General features: G+C 61.8%; 24 protein-coding genes. All 24 read right to left on the bottom strand.

All coding sequences use genetic code 11. The features are described 5' to 3' along the window. Positions 1–15 precede the first annotated feature (15 nt). On the bottom strand, positions 16–762 hold the full coding sequence (locus tag RXV90_RS21160; protein ID WP_316651522.1) for a biotin--[acetyl-CoA-carboxylase] ligase: 747 nt from the start codon (positions 760–762) through the stop codon (positions 16–18). Then, a complete protein-coding gene (gene nuoN, locus RXV90_RS21155; protein ID WP_316651519.1) occupies positions 752–2188 on the bottom strand; it encodes an NADH-quinone oxidoreductase subunit NuoN in 1437 nt (478 codons plus the stop codon). Before nuoN ends, RXV90_RS21160 begins: the two co-directional genes overlap by 11 nt. 1 nt (position 2189) lies before the next feature. Beyond that, the gene (locus tag RXV90_RS21150; RefSeq protein ID WP_316651517.1) at positions 2190–3743 is read right to left on the bottom strand and encodes an NADH-quinone oxidoreductase subunit M; all 1554 of its coding nucleotides are present in this window, start codon (positions 3741–3743) and stop codon (positions 2190–2192) included. Beyond that, complete coding sequence (gene nuoL, locus RXV90_RS21145) at positions 3743–5890, bottom strand: NADH-quinone oxidoreductase subunit L (RefSeq protein ID WP_316651514.1); 2148 nt, start codon at positions 5888–5890, stop codon at positions 3743–3745. The genes RXV90_RS21150 and nuoL overlap by 1 nt, the downstream gene beginning before the upstream one ends. Before the next feature lie 6 nt (positions 5891–5896). After that, a complete protein-coding gene (nuoK, locus tag RXV90_RS21140; RefSeq protein ID WP_316651512.1) occupies positions 5897–6202 on the bottom strand; it encodes an NADH-quinone oxidoreductase subunit NuoK in 306 nt (101 codons plus the stop codon). A 60-nt stretch (positions 6203–6262) separates the two neighbouring features. Further along, on the bottom strand, positions 6263–6871 hold the full coding sequence (locus tag RXV90_RS21135; RefSeq protein WP_316651581.1) for an NADH-quinone oxidoreductase subunit J: 609 nt from the start codon (positions 6869–6871) through the stop codon (positions 6263–6265). Then, positions 6871–7281 carry a carboxymuconolactone decarboxylase family protein gene (locus RXV90_RS21130; protein ID WP_316651511.1) on the bottom strand — a complete coding sequence of 137 codons (411 nt, stop codon included), beginning with the start codon at positions 7279–7281 and terminating at the stop codon, positions 6871–6873. The genes RXV90_RS21135 and RXV90_RS21130 overlap by 1 nt, the downstream gene beginning before the upstream one ends. Beyond that, positions 7278–7772, bottom strand: coding sequence for an NADH-quinone oxidoreductase subunit NuoI (gene nuoI / locus RXV90_RS21125; RefSeq protein WP_316651509.1), 495 nt, complete (start codon positions 7770–7772; stop codon positions 7278–7280). Before nuoI ends, RXV90_RS21130 begins: the two co-directional genes overlap by 4 nt. A gap of 1 nt (position 7773) precedes the next feature. Beyond that, on the bottom strand, positions 7774–8814 hold the full coding sequence (gene nuoH / locus RXV90_RS21120) for an NADH-quinone oxidoreductase subunit NuoH (protein ID WP_316651506.1): 1041 nt from the start codon (positions 8812–8814) through the stop codon (positions 7774–7776). Next, a complete protein-coding gene (locus RXV90_RS21115; protein ID WP_316651505.1) occupies positions 8807–9202 on the bottom strand; it encodes a hypothetical protein in 396 nt (131 codons plus the stop codon). The genes nuoH and RXV90_RS21115 overlap by 8 nt, the downstream gene beginning before the upstream one ends. An 8-nt stretch (positions 9203–9210) precedes the next feature. After that, positions 9211–11229: an NADH-quinone oxidoreductase subunit NuoG gene (nuoG, locus tag RXV90_RS21110; protein ID WP_316651503.1), complete on the bottom strand. Its 2019-nt coding sequence runs from the start codon at positions 11227–11229 to the stop codon at positions 9211–9213. A 156-nt stretch (positions 11230–11385) separates the two neighbouring features. Then, a complete protein-coding gene (locus tag RXV90_RS21105; protein ID WP_316651501.1) occupies positions 11386–11514 on the bottom strand; it encodes a hypothetical protein in 129 nt (42 codons plus the stop codon). Positions 11515–12218: 704 nt separating this feature from the next. Then, positions 12219–12650, bottom strand: a complete 432-nt coding sequence (locus RXV90_RS21100) for a DUF5333 family protein (protein WP_316651499.1) — start codon at positions 12648–12650, stop codon at positions 12219–12221. Between the two features lie 39 nt (positions 12651–12689). Beyond that, positions 12690–12968 (bottom strand): hypothetical protein, encoded by a 279-nt coding sequence (locus RXV90_RS21095; RefSeq protein ID WP_316651496.1) that lies wholly within the window; start codon positions 12966–12968, stop codon positions 12690–12692. 117 nt (positions 12969–13085) lie between these two features. Beyond that, a complete protein-coding gene (locus tag RXV90_RS21090) occupies positions 13086–13583 on the bottom strand; it encodes a DUF3291 domain-containing protein (protein ID WP_316651494.1) in 498 nt (165 codons plus the stop codon). Continuing rightward, positions 13580–13987: an MAPEG family protein gene (locus RXV90_RS21085; RefSeq protein WP_316651492.1), complete on the bottom strand. Its 408-nt coding sequence runs from the start codon at positions 13985–13987 to the stop codon at positions 13580–13582. The genes RXV90_RS21090 and RXV90_RS21085 overlap by 4 nt, the downstream gene beginning before the upstream one ends. A gap of 4 nt (positions 13988–13991) precedes the next feature. Further along, entirely contained in the window at positions 13992–15287 is a 1296-nt protein-coding gene (gene nuoF, locus RXV90_RS21080) for an NADH-quinone oxidoreductase subunit NuoF (protein ID WP_316651489.1), read from the bottom strand. Between the two features lie 10 nt (positions 15288–15297). Further along, on the bottom strand, positions 15298–15522 hold the full coding sequence (locus RXV90_RS21075; protein ID WP_316651487.1) for a DUF5337 domain-containing protein: 225 nt from the start codon (positions 15520–15522) through the stop codon (positions 15298–15300). 130 nt (positions 15523–15652) lie between these two features. Then, a complete protein-coding gene (locus tag RXV90_RS21070; RefSeq protein WP_316651485.1) occupies positions 15653–16294 on the bottom strand; it encodes an NADH:ubiquinone oxidoreductase in 642 nt (213 codons plus the stop codon). 77 nt (positions 16295–16371) lie between these two features. Beyond that, positions 16372–17451: an NADH-quinone oxidoreductase subunit NuoE gene (gene nuoE / locus RXV90_RS21065; RefSeq protein ID WP_316651483.1), complete on the bottom strand. Its 1080-nt coding sequence runs from the start codon at positions 17449–17451 to the stop codon at positions 16372–16374. Beyond that, on the bottom strand, positions 17451–17723 hold the full coding sequence (locus RXV90_RS21060; RefSeq protein WP_316651481.1) for a hypothetical protein: 273 nt from the start codon (positions 17721–17723) through the stop codon (positions 17451–17453). Before RXV90_RS21060 ends, nuoE begins: the two co-directional genes overlap by 1 nt. Then, entirely contained in the window at positions 17720–18934 is a 1215-nt protein-coding gene (locus RXV90_RS21055; protein WP_316651479.1) for an NADH-quinone oxidoreductase subunit D, read from the bottom strand. The genes RXV90_RS21060 and RXV90_RS21055 overlap by 4 nt, the downstream gene beginning before the upstream one ends. After that, the gene (locus RXV90_RS21050; RefSeq protein WP_316651477.1) at positions 18934–19773 is read right to left on the bottom strand and encodes a sulfotransferase; all 840 of its coding nucleotides are present in this window, start codon (positions 19771–19773) and stop codon (positions 18934–18936) included. The genes RXV90_RS21055 and RXV90_RS21050 overlap by 1 nt, the downstream gene beginning before the upstream one ends. Beyond that, positions 19773–19949 (bottom strand): hypothetical protein, encoded by a 177-nt coding sequence (locus RXV90_RS21045; protein WP_316651475.1) that lies wholly within the window; start codon positions 19947–19949, stop codon positions 19773–19775. The genes RXV90_RS21050 and RXV90_RS21045 overlap by 1 nt, the downstream gene beginning before the upstream one ends. Position 19950: the final 1 nt, after the last annotated feature.

Below are 19950 nucleotides of genomic sequence, written 5' to 3'. Positions count from 1 at the left end.
GCTGCCCCTCCCCTGTCAGAAATACACATCCGCCGCCGGGATCTTTACCGGCCCTGTGCCTGTGATGAGCACAAGGCGCCCATGTTCGTCCACCGTGTCGAAGATGCCGGTTACCCTCTTGTTGCCGATCTGCGCCGTGATTTCCTCACCCAATCGCGCCGCGCGCTTCAGCCAGTCCTGCCGGATCGTTTCGAAGCCCAGCCGCTCCAGCACCATTTCCTCGGTTGCATAATGGCCCGCGAGAACGGTCAGAAACTCTTCCGCATCCACGTCCTCGCCACTTACATCCTTCACGCAGATCGGCGCGAATGCCGCGTCCTCTTCCGCCGGGGGAGTGTGAACAAGATTTACCCCAATGCCGATGGCGAGCCATTCAACCCGGGTACCGGTGCCGGCACTTTCCAGCAGGATCCCCGCCACCTTGCAATTGTCGAGAAGAACATCGTTAGGCCATTTGCATGACAACCGTTCGCGCGGCACATATAGCGCCAGCGTCTCGAACAGCGCATTGGATGCCAAAAACGAACGAAGCGCAGCCCAGCCAGGCACGCCCCCCGGGCGCATCACCAGTGTTGCTGCGAAGTTGCCCGGCGGATTGGCCCAGGCGCGCCCACGGCGGCCCCGTGCCTTGGTCTGATGGCGTGCCATGATCCAGGTCGGCCGGCCGAGGTGCGGCGCCTGCCGCGCCGCCTCCGCATTCGTGCTGTCGATCGTCCCGAGGACGATCTTTTCATACCCCCCCGGCCAGAGGTCACTCGACAAGGGTTGCCGCCGCCGCCTCGGCCAGCGCCTCGACCCCGAAGAGGTTTATGACGCCGACCACCATGATCGCCGCCGACACAGCCAGCACGACGCCAAGAACAGGTGACGCGTTGGCGTCGAGCGGATCGCGCTCTTCCCCGAAATACATCAGGTAGACGATGCGGAGATAGTAGAATGCCCCGATCACCGAAGCGATCACTCCGGCAATGGCAAGCCAGGTAAGATCCGCGTCCACGGCCGCCAGAAGCACGTAGTACTTGCCGAAGAAGCCCACGAGCGGCGGCACACCAGCGAGGCTGAAGAGAAGAATCAGCATCGCAAGCGCCCTTCCTGGCGAAGTGCGGGAAAACTGGTTGAGGCTGTCGATATCCGTCACCTGCTGCCCGTCCCGTTCCAGCGTCAGGATGAAGGCGAAGGTGCCCACGTTCATCGTCACGTAGATCGCCATGTATACAAGCATTGCCTGCACGCCGAACGCCGTGCCCGCCGCAAGCCCCATCAGCGCATATCCCATATGAGCGATCGAAGAGTAGGCCATCAGGCGTTTGAGATCTCGCTGACCGATCGCCGCGACGGCCCCGAGGAACATGGACAGAACGGAAAGAAGGGCGAGGATCTGCTGCCAGTCGTCAACGACACCTCCAAATGCGTCATGCACGACCCGCGCGAAGAGCCCCATTGCCGCCACCTTGGGCGCGGTTGCGAAGAAGGCCGTCACGGGTGTCGGTGCGCCCTCGTAGACATCCGGCGTCCACATATGGAACGGCACGGCCGACACCTTGAAGGCAAGCCCGGTGATGATGAAGACAAGCCCGAACAACAGGCCTAGCGGAATTGCCCCGTCACCTGCCGCTTCGACGATCCCCGCGAACTGCGTCGTTCCGGCAAAGCCGTAGGTAAGTGACGCACCGTAGAGCAAGAGGCCCGACGACAGGGCGCCGAGCACGAAGTACTTCAGCCCCGCTTCCGTCGATTTCACGCTGTCCCGCCGAAGCGATGCCACGACATAGAGAGCGAGCGACTGAAGTTCGAGCCCCATGTAAAGCGTGATCAGGTCGCCGGCAGAGACCATGACCATCATGCCCACCGCGGCCAGTGCCACGAGTATCGGGTACTCGAACCTCAGAAGGCCACGGCGTTGCATGTAGCCGTCGGACATGAAAAGGACGACCGCCGCCGACCACAGGATCATGACCTTCGCGAAGCGCGAGAAGGCATCGTTCACGAACATGCCGTCGAAGGCGACCACCGTGCCTCGCCCGTTGACGAGTATCATTGCCCCCAGCACGAACATCGCGGACACGGTCGACCAGAGGATCGGGCGCGCCAGCTTGTCCTGCCCGCCATAGGCGCCGACCATCAACGCGATCATCGCAAAGATGGACAGGATGATCTCCGGAAGGATCGCAGCGAAATCACCAGACATCTCAGTGGGCTCCTTCCGTACCGGCGACCATCACCTCGGATCGCCACTCTGCCTGCGCCGTCGTCACATCGCTCACCAGAGCTTCGACCGAGGGCCCGATCATGTCGGTCACAAGGCTCGGGTAGACGCCGAGCAGGATCGTCATCACCACGAGTGGTGCGAAAATCGCCCGCTCTCGCCCGGACATGTCGGTGATCGACTTCAGGCTTTCCTTGATCAGATCGCCCATCACCACGCGGCGGTAGAGCCAAAGCGCGTAGGCCGCCGACAGGATCACGCCGGTCGCCGCCACCACGGCGATCCAGGTGTTCACCTGGAAGACGCCCATCAGTGTGAGGAATTCGCCGACAAAGCCCGATGTGCCGGGCAGCCCGACATTGGCCATCGTGAACAGCATGAAGATCAGCGCATAAGCCGGCATCCGGTTCACGAGGCCCCCATAGGCGTCGATGTCGCGGGTGTGCATCCTGTCATAGACGACACCCACGCAGAGGAAGAGCGCGCCGGAAATGAAGCCGTGGCTGATCATCTGGAAGATCGCGCCGTCGACACCCTGCTGGTTGACTGCAAAGATGCCCATGGTGACGAACCCCATGTGCGCGACCGACGAATAGGCGATCAGCTTCTTCATATCGGTCTGGGCCAGAGCGACGAGCGATGTATAGACGATCGCAATCGCGCTCATCCACAGCACCAGAGGCGCCAGGATATCGGAGGCCACCGGGAACATCGGCAGGCTGAACCGCAGGAAGCCATAGCCCCCCATCTTCAAAAGGATCGCCGCCAGTACGACAGATCCCGCGGTCGGCGCCTGAACGTGTGCATCTGGCAGCCAGGTGTGCACCGGCCACATTGGCATCTTGACCGCAAAGCTCGCGAAGAAGGCCAGCCACATCAGCGTCTGTGCACCACCGAGAACGTGAATGCCGAGAACCTCGAAGCTTTCCGATCCGAAGTTATGGCTGAGAAGCGCGGGAATGTCGGTCGTGCCCGCATCCACATACATCGCGATCATCGCGACCAGCATCAGAACCGAGCCAAGGAAGGTGTAAAGGAAGAACTTGAAGGAGGCATAGATACGTTCCTTCCCGCCCCAGATTCCTATGATCAGGAACATCGGGATCAGGCCGCCCTCGAAGAAGAGGTAGAACAGCACGAGATCCAGCGCGGCGAAGACGCCCAGCATGAGGGTCTCGAGCACGAGGAAGGCGATCATGTATTCCTTCACCCGGTGCGTCACATCCCAGGCCGACCAGATCGTCAGCGGCATCAGGAACGTGGTGAGCAGGATGAAGGGAAGGCTGATCCCGTCCACGCCCATCTTGTAGGTCAGGCCGAGGATCCACTCGCCCTCTTCCACGAACTGGAACCCGGTATCGTTCGGGTCGAACCCTGCCAGTAGGAAAAGCGAGATGAGGAAAGTCGCCGACGTCACGGTCAGCGCGAGGCGCTTGGCATTGAGTTGCGCGGCCTCATCGTCGCCGCGCAGGAACACGCCAAGGATGATCGCCGCGATCATTGGCAGGAAAGTGACGATGGAAAGCAGGTTGTCCATTACTCGGCCCCCCCGCTGATCGTCATCCAAGTGATCAGCACGACGATGCCAAGGACCATCGCGAAGACATAGGTGAAGATGTAGCCAGACTGCGCCCGGCCCGCGAGCCGGGTGAAGAAGGGCACGATCCCCATCGCAACCCCGTTGATCGATCCGTCGATCACCGCGCCATCGCCGCGTTTCCAGAGGAAGCCACCGAGCCACCGCGCGGGCCGAACGAACAGGAAGTCATAGGCCTCGTCGAAATACCACTTGTTCAGGAGGAAGAGGTAAAGAGGCCTTTGCGCCTCCGCCAGCCGACCGGGAAGATCGGGGCGCCGGATGTACATCTGGAATGCCGTCAGGAAGCCCAGAAGCATGGCGACGAAGGGCGACCAGACGACCCATGCCGGTACGTAATGGGCGTCGTGCAGAACGTGATTGTCGGGATGCATGTAGATCGCACCTTGCCCCGGTTGCGGGGCATCGCCCGCGTCTTCGTCAGCCTCACCGTGCCCCTCGCCCTCGGCCTGCGTCTCTTCGCCGGCCGCAAACGCTGCGCCCAGAACAGCCAGGCTCGCGTGATCCGCCTTCTCCTCGGCGTGCGCGCCCGGAATTCCGAAGAACTTGTGAACCTTCGCTTCATCGCCGAAGAACGGCTTGTACCAGATCATGCCCGCGAATACCGCGCCCAAGGCCAGCACGCCCAGGGGTGCCACCATCGTCATCGGGCTTTCATGGGCATGTTCATGGGTGTGCTTGTCACCCCGCGGCGTGCCGTAGAACGTCAGGAACATCAGCCGCCAGGAGTAGAAGCTAGTGAAGAGGGCCGCGATCACGAGCGCCCAGAAGGCGAAGCTCGCCGCACCGGTGCCGCCCGCGAAGGCGCTTTCGATCACCGCATCCTTCGACACGAACCCCGCAAACCCAAGCGGCACACCGAAGAGCTTGAACAGGACCGCCGGAACCCCGACGCCGGTGATCGCCAGCGTCCCGATCATCATCGCCCAGAAGGTATACGGAAGCTTGTCCTTCAGCCCGCCATAGTTCCGCATGTCCTGCTCGTGATGCATCCCGTGGATGACCGAACCGGCCCCTAGGAACAGCATCGCCTTGAAGAAGGCGTGCGTGAAGAGGTGGAACATCGCCACCGAATAGACGCCCACACCCGCGGCCACGAACATGTAGCCAAGCTGCGAACAGGTCGAATAGGCGATCACGCGCTTGATGTCGTTCTGTACCAGCCCCACGGTCGCCGCGAAGAAGGCGGTGCAGGCCCCGATCACCACGATCAGCGTCTTTGCATCCGGCGCAAACTCGATGATCGGCGACATACGGCAGACGAGGAACACGCCCGCCGTCACCATCGTCGCGGCGTGGATCAGCGCGGAAACCGGCGTCGGCCCTTCCATCGCGTCCGGCAGCCATGTGTGCAGGAAAAGCTGCGCCGATTTCCCCATCGCTCCGACGAACAGAAGAAAGGCCACGAGTTCGGCGGCATTCCACTCGACCCCGATGAAGGAAATCGACGTCTCTGCGATCTCGGGCGCGGCGGCGAAGATATCGCTGAAGTTGATGGAATCGACGAGGAAGAACACCGCGAAGATCCCGAGCGCGAAGCCGAAATCCCCCACCCGGTTGACGATGAAGGCCTTCATCGCCGCGGCGTTTGCGCTTGGCTTGCGGAAGTAGAACCCGATCAGAAGGTAGGAGGCGAGGCCCACACCCTCCCAGCCGAAGAAAAGCTGCACGAGGTTGTCCGCCGTCACCAGCATCAGCATCGCAAAGGTGAAGAACGAGAGGTACGCAAAGAACCGGGGCCGGTAACTCTCCTTCTCCTCGTCGAAATTCGCGTCATGCGCCATGTAGCCGAAGGAATAGAGGTGCACGAGCGCCGAGACGGTGGTGATCACGATCAGCATGATCGCCGTCAGCCGGTCGAGCCGGATCGCCCAGTCGGTCGACAAGCTCCCAGATTCAATCCAGCGAAGGATCTGGATCTGCTGCATCTCGCCATCGAAGGTCAGGAAGACGATCCAGCTGAGGAAACAGGCGAGGAACAACAGGCTCGTCGCCACCCACTGCGCCGCCGTCTCCCCCAGAAACTTCCAGCCGAACCCGCAAATGAGCGCGCCGACGAGGGGGGCGAAAAGGATGATCGTTTCCATGTCGGATCAGCCTTTCATCACATTGACGTCTTCGACGTCGATGGTCCCGCGGTTGCGGAAGAAACAGACGAGGATGGCAAGCCCGATGGCCGCCTCCGCCGCCGCCACCGTCAGTACGAAGAGGGTAAAGACCTGCCCGGCCAGATCCTGCAGGAAGGCCGAAAAGGCGACGAAGTTGATGTTCACCGACAGAAGGATCAGCTCGATCGACATCAGAAGGATGATGATGTTCTTCCGGTTCAGGAAGAGCCCGAAAACCCCGATCACGAACAGCGTCGCCGCCACCGTCAGGTAATGTTCAAGTCCCACCATGGGGTCCCTCTTTCTCTCGTCCTTGCGGGCTCTCGCGGCCCGTTCCAATGTCCCGGCGGCCTAAAGCCCCTGCCCCGGCTTCACGTCTTTCAGTTCCAGCGCCTTGGCCGGATCGCGATACATCTGCGCGAGCACATCCTGCCGCTTGATGTCGGCCCGGTGCCGCAGCGTCAGCACGATCGCCCCGATCATCGCGACCAGAAGGATCAACCCGGCCAGCTGGAACAGCAGGAAATAGCGGTCATACAAAAACTGCCCCAGCGCCTTGGTGTTGTGCACGTCCCCCGGCGTCTCCGCGAAGCGGAGCGCCTGGGCCTCGTCCGAGAATTCCCAGACACCGAAGGCGATCCCGAACTGCATAAGCAGGATCACACCGATCAGCAGGGCGAGCGGCATGTATTTCGCCATCTCCGCCTTCAGTTCGGCGAAATCCACGTCGAGCATCATCACAACGAAAAGGAAAAGAACCGCCACGGCACCCACGTAGACGATGATCAGAAGCATCGCCACGAACTCTGCGCCCAGAAGCACGAAAAGCCCGGCGGAGGACAGGAACGCAAGGATCAGCCACAGGACCGAGTGCACCGGGTTCCGGCTGACCACCGTGAAGAACCCGCCGATGATCGTCGACAGGGCAAAGAGGTAGAATGCAAAGGCCGGTACGGTCATCATGCCGCGTCCCCTTCCGTCTCGTCCATCGCCTCGCGCGCAAGCTCCATCGCTTTCGTCATCGCGGGCACGCCGCCGAACACGCCCACGAGCGCGATCGTTTCGGCGATTTCCTGTTTCGTGGCGCCGGCCTCGATCGCATGGCGCACGGTGATCCTGATCTGCGCCTCGGCCTGAGCGCCGAGGATCGTGAGCCCTGCCAGCGTCAGCAGCATTTTCGTCTTCGCGTCGAGGCCTTCGGGGTTGTAGGTCTTGCCGAAGAAACTCTCCATCAGGTCCTTCGGCATGGTCGGGAACATCGCCTCGAACCCCTTGGGCGTGAAATGCTCAAGCGCCGGATTCATGGCTTTCGCCATTTCCTGGCCCAGCGCCATCATTTCGGCAAAGGAATTCTTCTGCGCCTCGTTCATCTGTAGGGCGCATCCAGTTCGAGGTTTCGCGCAATCTCGGCTTCCCAGCGCTCGCCGTTCTCCAGAAGCTTCTCCTTGGTGTAGAACAGCTCCTCCCGCGTCTCCGTCGCGAACTCGAAATTCGGGCCTTCGACGATCGCATCGACAGGGCAGGCCTCCTGGCAGAACCCGCAATAGATGCACTTCGTCATGTCGATGTCATAGCGTGTCGTCCGCCGCGACCCGTCGGCGCGCGGCTCGGCATCGATGGTGATCGCCTGGGCCGGGCAGATCGCCTCGCACAGCTTGCAGGCAATGCACCGCTCTTCGCCGTTGGGATAACGACGCAACGCATGCTCCCCCCGAAACCGCGGGGAAAGTGGCCCCTTCTCATGGGGGTAGTTCACGGTGGCCTTGGGCGCGAAGAAATACTTCAGGCCCAGCCCAAACCCTTTCACGAAATCCGCGAGAAGGAAGTATTTGCCGGCCCTGTTCCAGTCGATCTGGGTCATGTCAGCCTCCGATCAGATCCCAGCGCGCATAAAGCGTGCCGAAGATCCCGAAATGCGCGAGGAACGAAACGATCACCACCCAGGCGAGCGAGAGCGGCAGGAACACCTTCCACCCGATCCGCATCAGCTGGTCATAGCGGTAGCGCGGGGTGATCGCTTTCACCATCGCGAAAATGAAGAAGAAGAACGCCATCTTGGCGACCATCCAGAGCGCGCCGTCGGGCAGCCCCGGAATGGGCGACAGCCAGCCGCCGAAGAACAGCAAGGACATCAGCGCGCACATAAGGAAAATCGCGATGTACTCGCCCGCCATGAAAAGAAGGAAGGGCGTCGAGGAATATTCCACCTGATACCCTGCCACCAGTTCCGATTCCGCCTCCGGCAAGTCGAAGGGTGGGCGGTTCGTTTCCGCCAGCGCCGAGACGAAGAACAGAACGACCATCGGCAGATGCGGCAGCCAGTACCAGCCGAAGAAATGCCAGCTTGTATCCTGCGCCGCGACGATGTTGCCGAAGTTGAGCGAGCCAGTCGAAATGATGATCCCGATGATGATCAGACCGAGCGAGACCTCATAGGAAATCATCTGCGCCGCTGACCGCAGGCTTCCGAGGAACGGGTATTTCGAGTTCGACGCCCAGCCCCCCATGATGACCCCGTAAACCTCGAGCGACGAGATCGCGAAGACATAAAGGATCGCCACGTTCAGGTCGGCCAGAACCCAGGTTTCGTTGAACGGGATGACTGCCCAGGCGATCATGGCAAGCACGAAGGACGTCATCGGCGCCATCATGAACACGGTCCGGTCGGCCCCCGCCGGGATGACGATTTCCTTGACGACGTATTTCAGCGCATCCGCCACCGTCTGGAGCAGCCCGAAGGCGCCCACGACGTTTGGCCCCCGCCGCATCTGGACAGCTGCCCAGATCTTCCGGTCACCGTAGACGAGGAAGAGGAGGCTGACCATGACGAAACCCAGAACCAGAAGGCACTGCGCTGCGATGATCACCGCGATGCCAAGCGGTGTTGCCAGAAAATCAGCCATAATTCGCGATCACCCCAGCTTCTTCCAGTTCCCTGCAGGCCTCGGCCTGCACGGCTACGTCGAGGATGAAATCCCCGCGCGGCACGTCTTTTGTCACGCTGTAAACCGCATCCGCGCGCCGGATGCCACCCTCTTCGCGCATGGCGGTGCGCACATGTCGCGCGAAATCGAGCCTTTGAAGCATCGCGGCCTCTGCGGCGGCACAGTCTGTAGCCGTACGGATCACCGCCGGATCGGGCACGCCCTCGACAGCAACGACGACCTGAACGATGTTTTCCGCCAGAAACCGTGTTTCTTCGAGGGTTACGCTCACCGGATCCGGCGCGGCCGTGGCACATCCGGATGCAAGCACCGCCGACAAGGCGGCAATCATGCCAGAGTGCCCCATGCCGGGCCTCACTCCGCGGCCAGCTTTGCGGGCTTGCGCGAAGCCGCGAGCGCGGTGAGTTCACCCATCACCTCTGACGCCCGCAGGATCGGGTTCGTCAGGTAATGCTTCTCGATAGCTGGGCCGAAATCGCCCTCACCCACCTCGCCCTGCTCGGGCACTTGCCATTCATTTTCAGGCACCTGGTCGATCTGCTTCAGATGCGGAACATCCGCCACCAGAACCTGCCGCAACTCGGCCAGGCTGTTCCAGGGCTGGGTTGCGCCAAGTTCAGACGAAAGCGCCCGGAGGATCGCCCAGTTCTCTTTCGCCTCACCCGGCGGAAAGCCCGCACGCAGTGCCAGTTGCGGCCGCCCTTCGGTATTGACGAAAAGCCCCTGCTCTTCCGTGTAGGCCGCCCCTGGCAGGATGATATCGGCCCGATGTGCGCCCCGGTCGCCGTGGCTGCCCTGATAGATCACGGTCCGGCCATCCGGCAGGTCGATCTCGTCGACACCCAGCGCATAGATCACGTCCGCGCCATCAAGCGCAGCTTCGATGCCACCGTCTGTCGTGCACCCTGCGTCCATCGCACCGACACGCGACGCAGCAGTATGCAGCACAAGGAACTTCGACTCGGCATCCGCGGCAGTCGCCATCGCCGCCGCCAGAACCGCCGCGCCGTCTTCGCCGCGCAAAGCTCCCTGCCCGACGATCATGACGCCAGGAATCCCGCGCTTGTCCGCATGATCCATCTCAGCCAGGTTCTTCAGGGCCGCTCGACCAGTTCCAAGCTCGATCACGTCATAGGTCAGGTCCGCGGGCTCGCCGATCCGGGCCACTTTCGCGCCCCGGAGCCACGCCTTGCGAATCCGCGCGTTCAACACAGGTGCCTCCTGGCGCGGGTTCGACCCGACGAGGAGGATCATGCCGGCACTCTCGATCTCCTCTATCGTCGCCGTCCCGACATAGGCCGACCGGTTACCTGCAGGCAGCTTCACGCCATCTACGCGGCACTCGACACGTCCGCCCTGCCCTTCGACGAGTTGCTTGAGGGCGAAGGCCGCCTCAACCGGCGCCAAATCCCCCACGAGGCCGGCCACGGTCTTGCCCTTCATCGCATCGGCCGCAGCCGCCAGCGCCTCTGGCCAGCTCACCGGTGTCAGCTTGCCGTCCTTCCGGACATAGGGTTTGTCGAGCCGCTGGCGACGCAGGCCGTCCCAGACATAGCGCGACCGGTCCGACAGCCATTCTTCGTTCACCCCGTCGTGGTTGCGGGGCAGGATGCGCATCACTTCGCGCCCTTTCGTATCGACCCGAATATTCGATCCAAGCGCATCCATCACATCGATCGTCTCGGTCTTCGTCAGTTCCCAGGGCCGCGCGGTAAACGCATAGGGTTTCGAAGTCAGCGCCCCCACCGGGCACAGATCCACAATGTTCCCCTGCATTTCGGAATCGAGCGTCTGGCCGAGATAGCTCGTGATTTCAGCATCTTCGCCCCGGCCGGTCTGGCCAAGCTCGGGCATACCCGCAACCTCGGTGATGAACCGCACGCAGCGCGTGCAGCTGATGCACCGCGTCATCGCGGTTCCGACAAGCGGGCCGAGGTCCATGTTGTCGACCGCCCGTTTCGGCTCCCTGAACCGGGAAAAATCGACACCGTAAGCCATGGCCTGATCCTGCAGATCGCACTCCCCGCCCTGATCGCAGATCGGGCAATCGAGCGGGTGGTTGATGAGAAGAAACTCCATCACCCCTTCCCGCGCCTTTTTCACCATCGGCGAATTCGTCTTCACGACGGGCGGTGCACCGTCCGGCCCGGGCCTGAGGTCACGCACCTGCATCGCACAGCTTGCCGCGGGCTTCGGTGGTCCGCCAACGACCTCGACAAGACACATGCGGCAGTTGCCGGCAATCGACAAACGTTCATGGTAGCAGAACCGGGGAATCTCGATCCCCGCCTGTTCGCAGGCCTGGATCAGCGTCAGCGCCGGATCGACCTCCACTTCGATGTCATCGATAATGATTGTGCGCAGGTCCGACATCGACACCCTCACTGGCTGGCCACACGCCCGGGTGTCGTTCGCCGCCCCGATGCGTTCTGGAGAGTCCTAACCTCTGCAGTCGCAGGATTCCAGCGTCATCGGGCGTGAAAAAGGGCCGCGCTCTGACGGCCCCTTTTGCTTGGTTAAAAGTGTCGCTTACTTGCCCCAGATCAGCCAGTAGAAGGCAACGAGCAGGGAGAAGCCGAAGAACAGCAGGATCGGTGCCGAAATCTCCATCGCAGAAAAGCGATACATGAGAACTTCGAACCGATCACCTAGCGACACTGCGTACTCTCCTAACATGGTTTGCGGTCCGCCCGCCCAATAAGGTATCCGAGAACGGCAAGCACAGCGGCAGACCAGCCGACCGGCTCCCGGACAACGGTTTCAGATGAAGTAATGCGGGAAAAACCACGAAGGCGGTTTTCCGCCTCGCGCGCCGCGAACCGCGGGTCGATCGTTCCAAAGCACATACGTCAAGCCCCCCGAGTGCTTAATCGATGAAGTAACTTAGCAGGGTTTCTGGGAATCGCGAAATTGAACTTACGCGGGGTCACTCGCACGTGATTTCCTAAGCGTTTGAAAAATCGAGATTTCCGCAGGTGGTTGTTCATGATCAAGTGTTCAACCTTGGCCTGTGTCCAATCTAGATTTGGTGTATGAAAAGCTCGGGCAACACATATGATGTAGATCGCCACGGCTTGTGGGGCCAACAAGGCCGCTTTCCGGGGCAAAATCGGCCTGTGGACAGAATTTTCAACAAATTGAAACAATTCGCCGCCACCCCGACCGAGCAAAGCTGCCAAAGAGAAACGATCATGCGCATGCGGCGCGTTCTTGATCTGAACAGGATCCAATGGCGCTGTCGGGGTGCTGTGACGCAGAGGTAAGGTGGCGCGGCGAAGTCATTCAGGGCTTGCTACCGCAGTCACCGAAGGTCGCGTTCCGTAACCTCAGGCCGGCAGCTCAAAAGGCACGACTTGGGTGGCTCACCCCGGCACCGCGATCAGAAGCGCCCCGATGGCGGTACCTTCCTCGATTTCCGCAGTACCGGCGGCGCAGATCATCTCGCTTGAAATCGCGCCTTCAAGCCCGTGTTTCGCCATGAATTTCACCTGCTCGGCGGCGAATTTATCCTGCGATTCCTTCATGCCACCGTCCGGGCGCTCAAGGTCGAACCCATCATCAAGCAATCGCTGAAGGACCGCCCCCGTCATCGCCTGTACCCTGGGTGGATCGAGGCTCAGCGCCTCGCAGGCCCGAGCGATCTGCTGCGCAGTGGTCGAGGCCACCACGGCTTCAACGAAATAATCCGGTGCGGGACGCAATTCGACATCTTTTTCAGGCGCTGCGTCCTGCGCCGCGGCCAGACCTGCCAAAAGGGCGAACCCGATGGCGGGGAACACTCGACTGCATTTCATTGCCCGTCCTCCTCGCCACCTCCTTAGCCGCTGCCTGCCTCAGCCGCCACCCGTAAGCCAGGTCCAGCCAAGGCTGACGACCAATACAAGTGCGAAGATCACGACGAAGAACACCACCCCGGCCAAAAGCATCGACAATCCCCACCCGACGAAGGCACCGGTGAAAAAGCCGCCCAGGGCACCCAATATCCCGCTGGCCCCGTAGCCGAGATAAGCCCCAACTGCCGCGCCGATCAGGATGCCGAGGATTGCAAGCGGGCGACGTAGGAAGCGCGGGGCGTCCGCACCGGCGTCACCGAGATCGTTGAAGAAATCCATTCTCCGCCTCCGCAATAGTTCGGGGTATCGTGTCTGGCCGCACCTCCCGGACAAAGGGGAAATCCGCAGAGACTTCCCCCTGCCAGCCGTCAGGCCGGACGGGCCGCCAGGCAGGACCTATTCCGCGGCCACACCGCAGCCCCGCTCCCGCCAAAGCCGTGCGTCCTTCATATGGGCCCATCCGAAGGCATGGTCGCTGTCGCCATGCACTTTCAGGTGCTCAAGCCGCGTGAGCCCCTCGTCCAGCGCTGGACGATGTCCCTCCGGCACCCACCACATGACGAAGTGCATTGCGCCAAGCACCTCGAACCACTCTTCCCGTCGCTCGTAGAACTGCCGGTGTACGGTATTGAACACGAAGGCTTCCAGTGTCTTCACGCTCTCCCAGACCGTCAGGTTCGCGACGAACCGTGGATCGCCGTCAATCTTGGTGTCGGTGTTCCCCGTTCCCGGCTCGCCCGAGCCCTCCATCATCCAGACGAACCCCGGCATGCGCTTGCCCAGCCCGTTCACCCGGTCAAGCGCCCCCGTAAATTCGGCCACACGGGGGTCATCAGTGTCGGCGACAAGGCGACCGATGTTGAGCTGGGCGAGGTGATATCTGTTCTCACTCATCCAAAGAACACCGCCACAAGTGCCAGAAGCGCCAATCCGATGATGCAGAGCCAGCCGATCCCGTATAGCGCGGATCTGAGCGGCTGAATCTCGGTCTTGATGTGCACTGCCGCCATGAAGATCCGCGATACAAGGAACACCGATGCCAGCAAGTTCACCCAGACAGGCGCTGCGCCTGAGGCGATTGCGGTAAGGGTAGCGGCCAGGAAGGGCGCAGACGTCTCAAGCGCATTCTGAAATGCACGCTCGCGGCGATACACCGGATCCGAATAGTCGCGCTTGGGCCGACCGCAATCGCACCGCACCCGCGCCTTGCCCAAGGTCGAAAGCCCGGACAGGCAGAGAACAAGCAACGCCCAAAGCGCGATCGAGGCGATCGCGTGGCCGCAAAGCGCGCCCATCATCGGATCACTCCGCCGCGACCGCGCTTACACGCCCCGTTTTCTGTGCCTTGATCCGGTCCTCGATCTCGTCGCGGAAGTTCCGGATGAGGCCCTGAATGGGCCAGGCCGCCGCATCGCCAAGCGCACAGATCGTGTGCCCCTCGACCTGCTTGGTGACGTCGAGCAGCATGTCGATCTCCTCGACCTCGGCCTCACCCTTCACCAGCCGATCCATCACCCGCATCATCCAGCCGGTGCCTTCCCGGCAGGGCGTGCACTGGCCGCAGCTTTCGTGCTTGTAGAATTTCGAAAGCCGCCAGATCGCCTTGATGATATCGGTCGACTGATCCATCACGATGACGGCGGCTGTTCCCAGACCCGACCGCTGCTCGCGCAGATAGTCGAAATCCATGATCGCCTCGCGCATGTTCTCGCCGCGGATACACGGTACCGAGGAGCCGCCGGGGATCACCGCCTTCAGGTTCTCCCAGCCGCCCCGGATGCCACCGCAATGCCGCTCGATCAGTTCCTCGAAGCTGATCGACATCGCCTCTTCAACCACGCAAGGGTTGTTCACGTGGCCCGAGATCGCGAAGACCTTCGTCCCGTGATTGTTGGGCCGCCCGAAGGACGAAAACCACTCCGGCCCCCGCCGCAGGATCGTTGGCACGACGGCGATGGATTCGACGTTGTTCACCGTGGTCGGGCAGCCATAGAGCCCCGCGCCCGCCGGGAACGGCGGCTTCATCCGCGGCATGCCCTTCTTGCCTTCGAGGCTCTCGAGAAGCGCGGTTTCCTCGCCACAGATATAGGCCCCGGCGCCGTGGTGCAGGTAAAGGTCGAAATCCCACCCCGATCCGGCCGCGTTCTTCCCCAGCAGCCCCGCATCATAGCATTCGTCGATCGCGTTCTGCAGCGCTTCCTTCTCGCGGATATATTCCCCGCGAATGTAGATGTAGCAGGCATGCGCCCCCATCGCGAAGCTCGCGATCAGGCAGCCTTCGATTAAAGTATGCGGATCGTGCCGCATGATCTCGCGGTCCTTGCAGGTGCCGGGTTCCGACTCGTCGGCATTGACCACGAGGTAGGACGGCCGCCCATCACTTTCTTTCGGCATGAAGGACCACTTGAGACCGGTGGGAAACCCCGCACCGCCCCTGCCGCGAAGGCCCGACTGCTTCATCTTGTCGACAATCGCGTCGCGGCCTTCTGCGATGATCGCGGCAGTGCCATCCCAATGGCCTCGCGACCGTGCGCCCGCAAGCGTCCGATCATGCATCCCGTAGAGGTTTGTGAATATCCGGTCTTCGTCCTTAAGCATCCGCTCTCTCTCACTCGCCGCTGCGGCGGCGCCAGATTTGCCAGGTCACGAACAGGCACCAGACAAATCCCGCGAGTGCAAGCATGTCGAACAAGAAGACATACCGCGCGGGCCAGCCCATCGCGCCGCCAAGCCATTGTGCGACCATCCATAAAACCATTACAGCGGCGATCACCAGTGCGACAAGACGCGCCTGGCGCGCCGTGTGCTCATCTCTCTGATCGTTCTGTGGCATCAGCCACTCCCGCTCTGCGCCCGGGGCAGCGGGCGCGGTCCACAATTCAGGCGCGGCGAGCGATCACCGCGCGGTTCCCTGACGCCGTCCAGGCCTCTTGGGCGGGCCGATGTGGCGCTCAAGCCGAGTGTCAGTAGACGTCGCCGCCCTCAACCTTCTTGGAAAACTCCGTCTCTCCGCCAGAAGCGAGGACCTTGGCCTGTTCGACCCAATCGTCGCGGCTCACCCGGCCTTTGAAGCCTTCGAGGTTCTCGTCGACCCAAGCAACCTCGTCCTCACTCCAGGAGGCGACCTGATCGTAATGGTAGAAGCCCATGCGGTTCAGCATAGCTTCAAGCTTCGGCCCCACACCTTTGATTTTCTTCAGGTCATCCGCGTCGCCGTCGCGGGGCCCGTCGAGCCGTGCGGGCCCGTCACCGCTTGCTACTGCCGGGGCGGCGTCTGCGACAGGTTCAGGCGCGGGCTCCGGTTCGGAGGCTGCTTCGGGTTCGGGGGCAGGCTCCGGCGCCGGCTGAGGAGCGGCAGCGGCCGGTGCGGGGGCTGGTGCGGAAGTCTGAGCAGAGGGTGCGGTGCCAGCGCCCTTCGCCGGCTCCAAATTCGAGTGGAATGCACGGAACAGGAAGATCGCCACGACCAGCCCGAGCAGGGCCGCCATGAAAAACGCCACGTTAAACCCTGCGCCCATGACCAGCATGATCACAAAGGCGGCAAGGGCGATCCCACCCGCCAGCACCCCGACAAGCATCATCGAGTTCTGAGTCTGCTTCGCCATCTTAAGAAGTCTCCCTGTCGTCTTCCGCTGTACGTGCGCGCTTTTGTCGCTTTTAGCGTGTTCTTCCAGGGTTGTCTCTATTCTTCCGCGAGTGTTCGGGCCTGACCGACCCAATCATCACGCGAGACCCTGCCGGAGAAGCCTTCAAGGTTGGAATCCACCCATGCCACCTCGGCTTCCGTCCAGTCGGCGATCTGATCGAAATGATAGACACCGAGGCGGTTGAGAAGTGCTTCAAGCTTTGGGCCGACACCCTTGATTCGCTTGAGATCGTCAGCACCGCACTCGCGCGCCTCGCTCAGCATCTGGGGCTGCTCGCCAGCCTCAGGGGCCACGCTTCCCTCTGCTGGCCGTGCGATCTTCTCTTCCTTGATCTCATCGGGCGGCGGGGCATCGGAACGCGCCATCTCCTTCGCCGCACGCTCCTCGGCATGGCTGGGGGCTGCCTCCGCGCCCTGCCACGGTGCTCGGAGCGGTACTTCCGTGCCGTCGATCCGCTTGATCGTGTCGCCGATGCCCGTCGCCAATGCCACCGAGGCATTCTGCTGCAGCCGTTGGTCACCATGCGCGTCGAGCGAGGTAAGGCCCGACGCAGGCTCGGACGCAAAGCGCCCGTTCTGCGGCCCCGGCACCGGTACGTCACCCCGGCCCATCGCATCGATGATCTCACCAAGGCGATCCGCCGTCAGATCCTCGTAGTAGTCTTTTCCGATCTGCACCATCGGCGCGTTCGCGCAGGCGCCAAGGCATTCCACCTCTTCCCAGCTGAACTTACCGTCATCGGACAGGGCATGGGCCCGCTTCGCAATCTTCGCCTTGCAGACATCGACCAGATCCTCGGCCCCCATGATCATACAGCTTGTCGTCCCGCAGACCTGGATATGCGCCACCGATCCCACCGGCTGAAGCTGGAACATGAAATAGAAGGTCGCGACCTCGAGCGCCCGGATGTAGGCCATGTCGAGCATCGCCGCGACGTGTTCGATCGCAGGGCGGGAAAGCCAACCCTCCTGCTCCTGTGCGCGCCAAAGAAGTGGAATTATCGCGCTGGCCTGCCGGCCTTCCGGATACTTGGTAATCTGCGCTTCAGCCCAGGCCCGGTTCTGGGGCGTGAAGGCGAAGCTTTCCGGCTGTTCGGTATGAAGGCGTCTCAGCATCAGGTGTATCCGTTCAAAGCGATTATGTCGCGAAAGCAATCTACGCAGATGAGTTTGGCATCGAGCTTCTCTTCTGCCTCACCAACCCAGTCTCCTCCAGCGGCCTCATAGCGCGCCTGGCAATAGGCGCACCAGCCGCAGGGTTCGTCTGCTTCCGCGTCGGTCCAAAAAAACGACTGGGGCCGCTTTTCAAAGGCGGCCTTGAGCGCGTGGCCGCAGATGAACGCAGGACCGCGCGGCCCGTGTTGTCCGCAGTCGACGGTGCGTGTCACCGATCAATCTCCCCGAACACCACGTCCATCGTTCCGATGATCGCCGCCACATCGGCAAGCTGGTGCCCCTTCGCGACATAATCCATCGCCTGCAGATGCAGGAACCCCGGAGCCCGGAGTTTCGCGCGATAAGGCCGGTTCGTGCCGTCCGCCACGAGGTAGACCCCGAACTCGCCCTTCGGCGCCTCGACTGCGGCATAAACTTCACCCTCCGGCACGTGGAAGCCTTCGGTGTAAAGCTTGAAGTGATGGATCAGGGCCTCCATCGAGGTCTTCATGTCCTTCCGCGACGGCGGCGTGATCTTCCCGCGGGCCAACACATCGCCTTGCCCTTCCGGCTCCCGAAGCTTGGCGATTGCCTGTTCGATGATCTTCACGCTTTCGCGCATCTCGGCCATGCGCACGAGATAGCGATCATAACAGTCGCCGTTCTTGCCGACAGGCACCTTGAAGTCGAACTCGTCATAGCACTCGTATGGCTGGGAACGCCGAAGATCCCAGGCAAGGCCCGAACCACGAACCATCACGCCCGAAAAACCCCAGTTCTGTATGTCTTCTTCGGTGATGACACCGATATCTGCGTTCCGCTGCTTGAAGATCCGGTTCTCGGTCAAGAGCCCATCGATATCGTCGAGGACGGCGGGAAACTCCGCGGCCCAGGTTTCGATGTCGTCGATCAGGTCGGGTGGCAGATCCTGGTGAACGCCGCCGGGGCGGAAATACGCGGCGTGAAGCCGCGCGCCGCACGCCCGCTCGTAGAAGATCATGAGCTTCTCGCGCTCTTCGAACCCCCAGAGCGGCGGCGTCAGAGCGCCCACGTCCATCGCCTGCGTCGTGACGTTCAGAAGATGGTTCAGGACGCGCCCGATTTCGGAATACAGAACACGGATCAGGCTCGCCCGGCGCGGCACCTCGGTACCCGTGAGTTTTTCGATGGCGAGGCACCAGGCATGCTCCTGGTTCATCGGCGCCACGTAATCCAGCCGGTCGAAATAGGGCAGGTTCTGAAGGTAGGTCCGGCTTTCCATCAGCTTTTCGGTACCCCGATGGAGGAGCCCGATGTGTGGATCGCACCGCTCGACGATTTCGCCGTCAAGCTCCAGCACGAGTCTGAGCACGCCATGCGCCGCCGGGTGCTGCGGCCCGAAGTTGATATTGAAATTCCGGATCTTCTGTTCGCCGGTCAGGGCGTCATCGAAATTGCCGTCCATCACACTTTCTCCAATCCGGTCCATGTGGCCGGCAGGCGGCCCATGATCTCTTCGACCGCATCGTATTGCGGTTGAAGGAAATCGCGCATCCGCGCGTGCTGTTCATCCGTGCGCTTGAGGTCTGCGCCAAGCATGATCGTCCGCTCCTGCGGCGGAGTTTGTCGCTCGATGCCAAGGAAATCACAGATCCTGTGGGCTGCCGGGCCTTCGATCAGTTCCTCATAGAACAGCACAAGCCGCTGCTGTTCCGGCACGGCTTCCAGAAGGTTCGTTAGCGTCATGTGATAATCCCCGCGCGCAACGATCGCAGGTTCATGCCCAGCAAGAGCCGAAGACAGCAACGCCTCCGCCGCCTCCGCCGTAACGATGCCTCTCGGGCTCTGCCGCCCCGCAATCATTCGGATATGGCTCCACAGCCGGTCAACCGGATCACGAAGGAGATAGAGGAACATCGAGCCCTCGATCATCGCCATATGACGCAGGCGGTTCCGGGATAGAAGCGCGTAGGCCGGCGTGATGTCGCCGACCACCCGTGCGTCGCCCGCTCCCTTTTCGAGGTAGTCGATGTAGCTCAGGACATTCTCGGGCTGCCGGAACAGATCGCGAAGTTCGGAGATCGCCGACTGAACGTGCAGCTGCGCGCTGTTTGCCCGTGCCCGATCCGCCTGCTGCGTCAGCGCCTTCACCTTCGCCGATGGGCTTCCCAAATCGAACGTGTCGAAATAGTGCAGCTCTTTGACGGCCCGAAAATGGCATTCCGGATGCCTCTGCAGCCATTGATAGAGCCAGCTCGACCCGGCCTTCGCAGCCCCCATACCGAAGAGGATCACAGGCGCCATTACGCCTCCCTCCAATCACGGAACGCGACGATCCAAAGCAGGACGAGCGCGCCGATCCACGTCGCCCCGATCAGCGATATCCAGGGGTTCAGGCCCACCCGGGGCAGAATGCGCGAGAAGGGATAGGAAACCAGCGCCGCCCCGATAAGAAACGAAATGACTGTGCCCAGCGCCATG

This window comes from Ovoidimarina sediminis (assembly GCF_032586175.1).
Taxonomy (GTDB): domain Bacteria; phylum Pseudomonadota; class Alphaproteobacteria; order Rhodobacterales; family Rhodobacteraceae; genus Ovoidimarina; species Ovoidimarina sediminis.
The sequence above is the reverse complement of the archived record's forward strand: the minus strand, read 5'-3'. Positions and strand labels throughout refer to the sequence as shown.

Bases quoted from the DNA above. Each gene is read 5' to 3' on its own strand.
- nuoN (WP_316651519.1), bottom strand. From the start codon at position 2,188: ATGTCTGGTGATTTCGCTGCGATCCTTCCGGAGATCATCCTGTCCATC.
- RXV90_RS21150 (WP_316651517.1), bottom strand. From the start codon at position 3,743: ATGGACAACCTGCTTTCCATCGTCACTTTCCTGCCAATGATCGCGGCG.
- nuoL (WP_316651514.1), bottom strand. From the start codon at position 5,890: ATGGAAACGATCATCCTTTTCGCCCCCCTCGTCGGCGCGCTCATTTGC.
- nuoK (WP_316651512.1), bottom strand. From the start codon at position 6,202: ATGGTGGGACTTGAACATTACCTGACGGTGGCGGCGACGCTGTTCGTG.
- RXV90_RS21135 (WP_316651581.1), bottom strand. From the start codon at position 6,871: ATGACCGTACCGGCCTTTGCATTCTACCTCTTTGCCCTGTCGACGATC.
- RXV90_RS21130 (WP_316651511.1), bottom strand. From the start codon at position 7,281: ATGAACGAGGCGCAGAAGAATTCCTTTGCCGAAATGATGGCGCTGGGC.
- nuoI (WP_316651509.1), bottom strand. From the start codon at position 7,772: ATGACCCAGATCGACTGGAACAGGGCCGGCAAATACTTCCTTCTCGCG.
- nuoH (WP_316651506.1), bottom strand. From the start codon at position 8,814: ATGGCTGATTTTCTGGCAACACCGCTTGGCATCGCGGTGATCATCGCA.
- RXV90_RS21115 (WP_316651505.1), bottom strand. From the start codon at position 9,202: ATGGGGCACTCTGGCATGATTGCCGCCTTGTCGGCGGTGCTTGCATCC.
- nuoG (WP_316651503.1), bottom strand. From the start codon at position 11,229: ATGTCGGACCTGCGCACAATCATTATCGATGACATCGAAGTGGAGGTC.
- RXV90_RS21100 (WP_316651499.1), bottom strand. From the start codon at position 12,650: ATGAAATGCAGTCGAGTGTTCCCCGCCATCGGGTTCGCCCTTTTGGCA.
- RXV90_RS21095 (WP_316651496.1), bottom strand. From the start codon at position 12,968: ATGGATTTCTTCAACGATCTCGGTGACGCCGGTGCGGACGCCCCGCGC.
- RXV90_RS21090 (WP_316651494.1), bottom strand. From the start codon at position 13,583: ATGAGTGAGAACAGATATCACCTCGCCCAGCTCAACATCGGTCGCCTT.
- RXV90_RS21085 (WP_316651492.1), bottom strand. From the start codon at position 13,987: ATGATGGGCGCGCTTTGCGGCCACGCGATCGCCTCGATCGCGCTTTGG.
- nuoF (WP_316651489.1), bottom strand. From the start codon at position 15,287: ATGCTTAAGGACGAAGACCGGATATTCACAAACCTCTACGGGATGCAT.
- RXV90_RS21075 (WP_316651487.1), bottom strand. From the start codon at position 15,522: ATGCCACAGAACGATCAGAGAGATGAGCACACGGCGCGCCAGGCGCGT.
- RXV90_RS21070 (WP_316651485.1), bottom strand. From the start codon at position 16,294: ATGGCGAAGCAGACTCAGAACTCGATGATGCTTGTCGGGGTGCTGGCG.
- nuoE (WP_316651483.1), bottom strand. From the start codon at position 17,451: ATGCTGAGACGCCTTCATACCGAACAGCCGGAAAGCTTCGCCTTCACG.
- RXV90_RS21055 (WP_316651479.1), bottom strand. From the start codon at position 18,934: ATGGACGGCAATTTCGATGACGCCCTGACCGGCGAACAGAAGATCCGG.
- RXV90_RS21050 (WP_316651477.1), bottom strand. From the start codon at position 19,773: ATGGCGCCTGTGATCCTCTTCGGTATGGGGGCTGCGAAGGCCGGGTCG.
- RXV90_RS21045 (WP_316651475.1), bottom strand. From the start codon at position 19,949: ATGGCGCTGGGCACAGTCATTTCGTTTCTTATCGGGGCGGCGCTGGTT.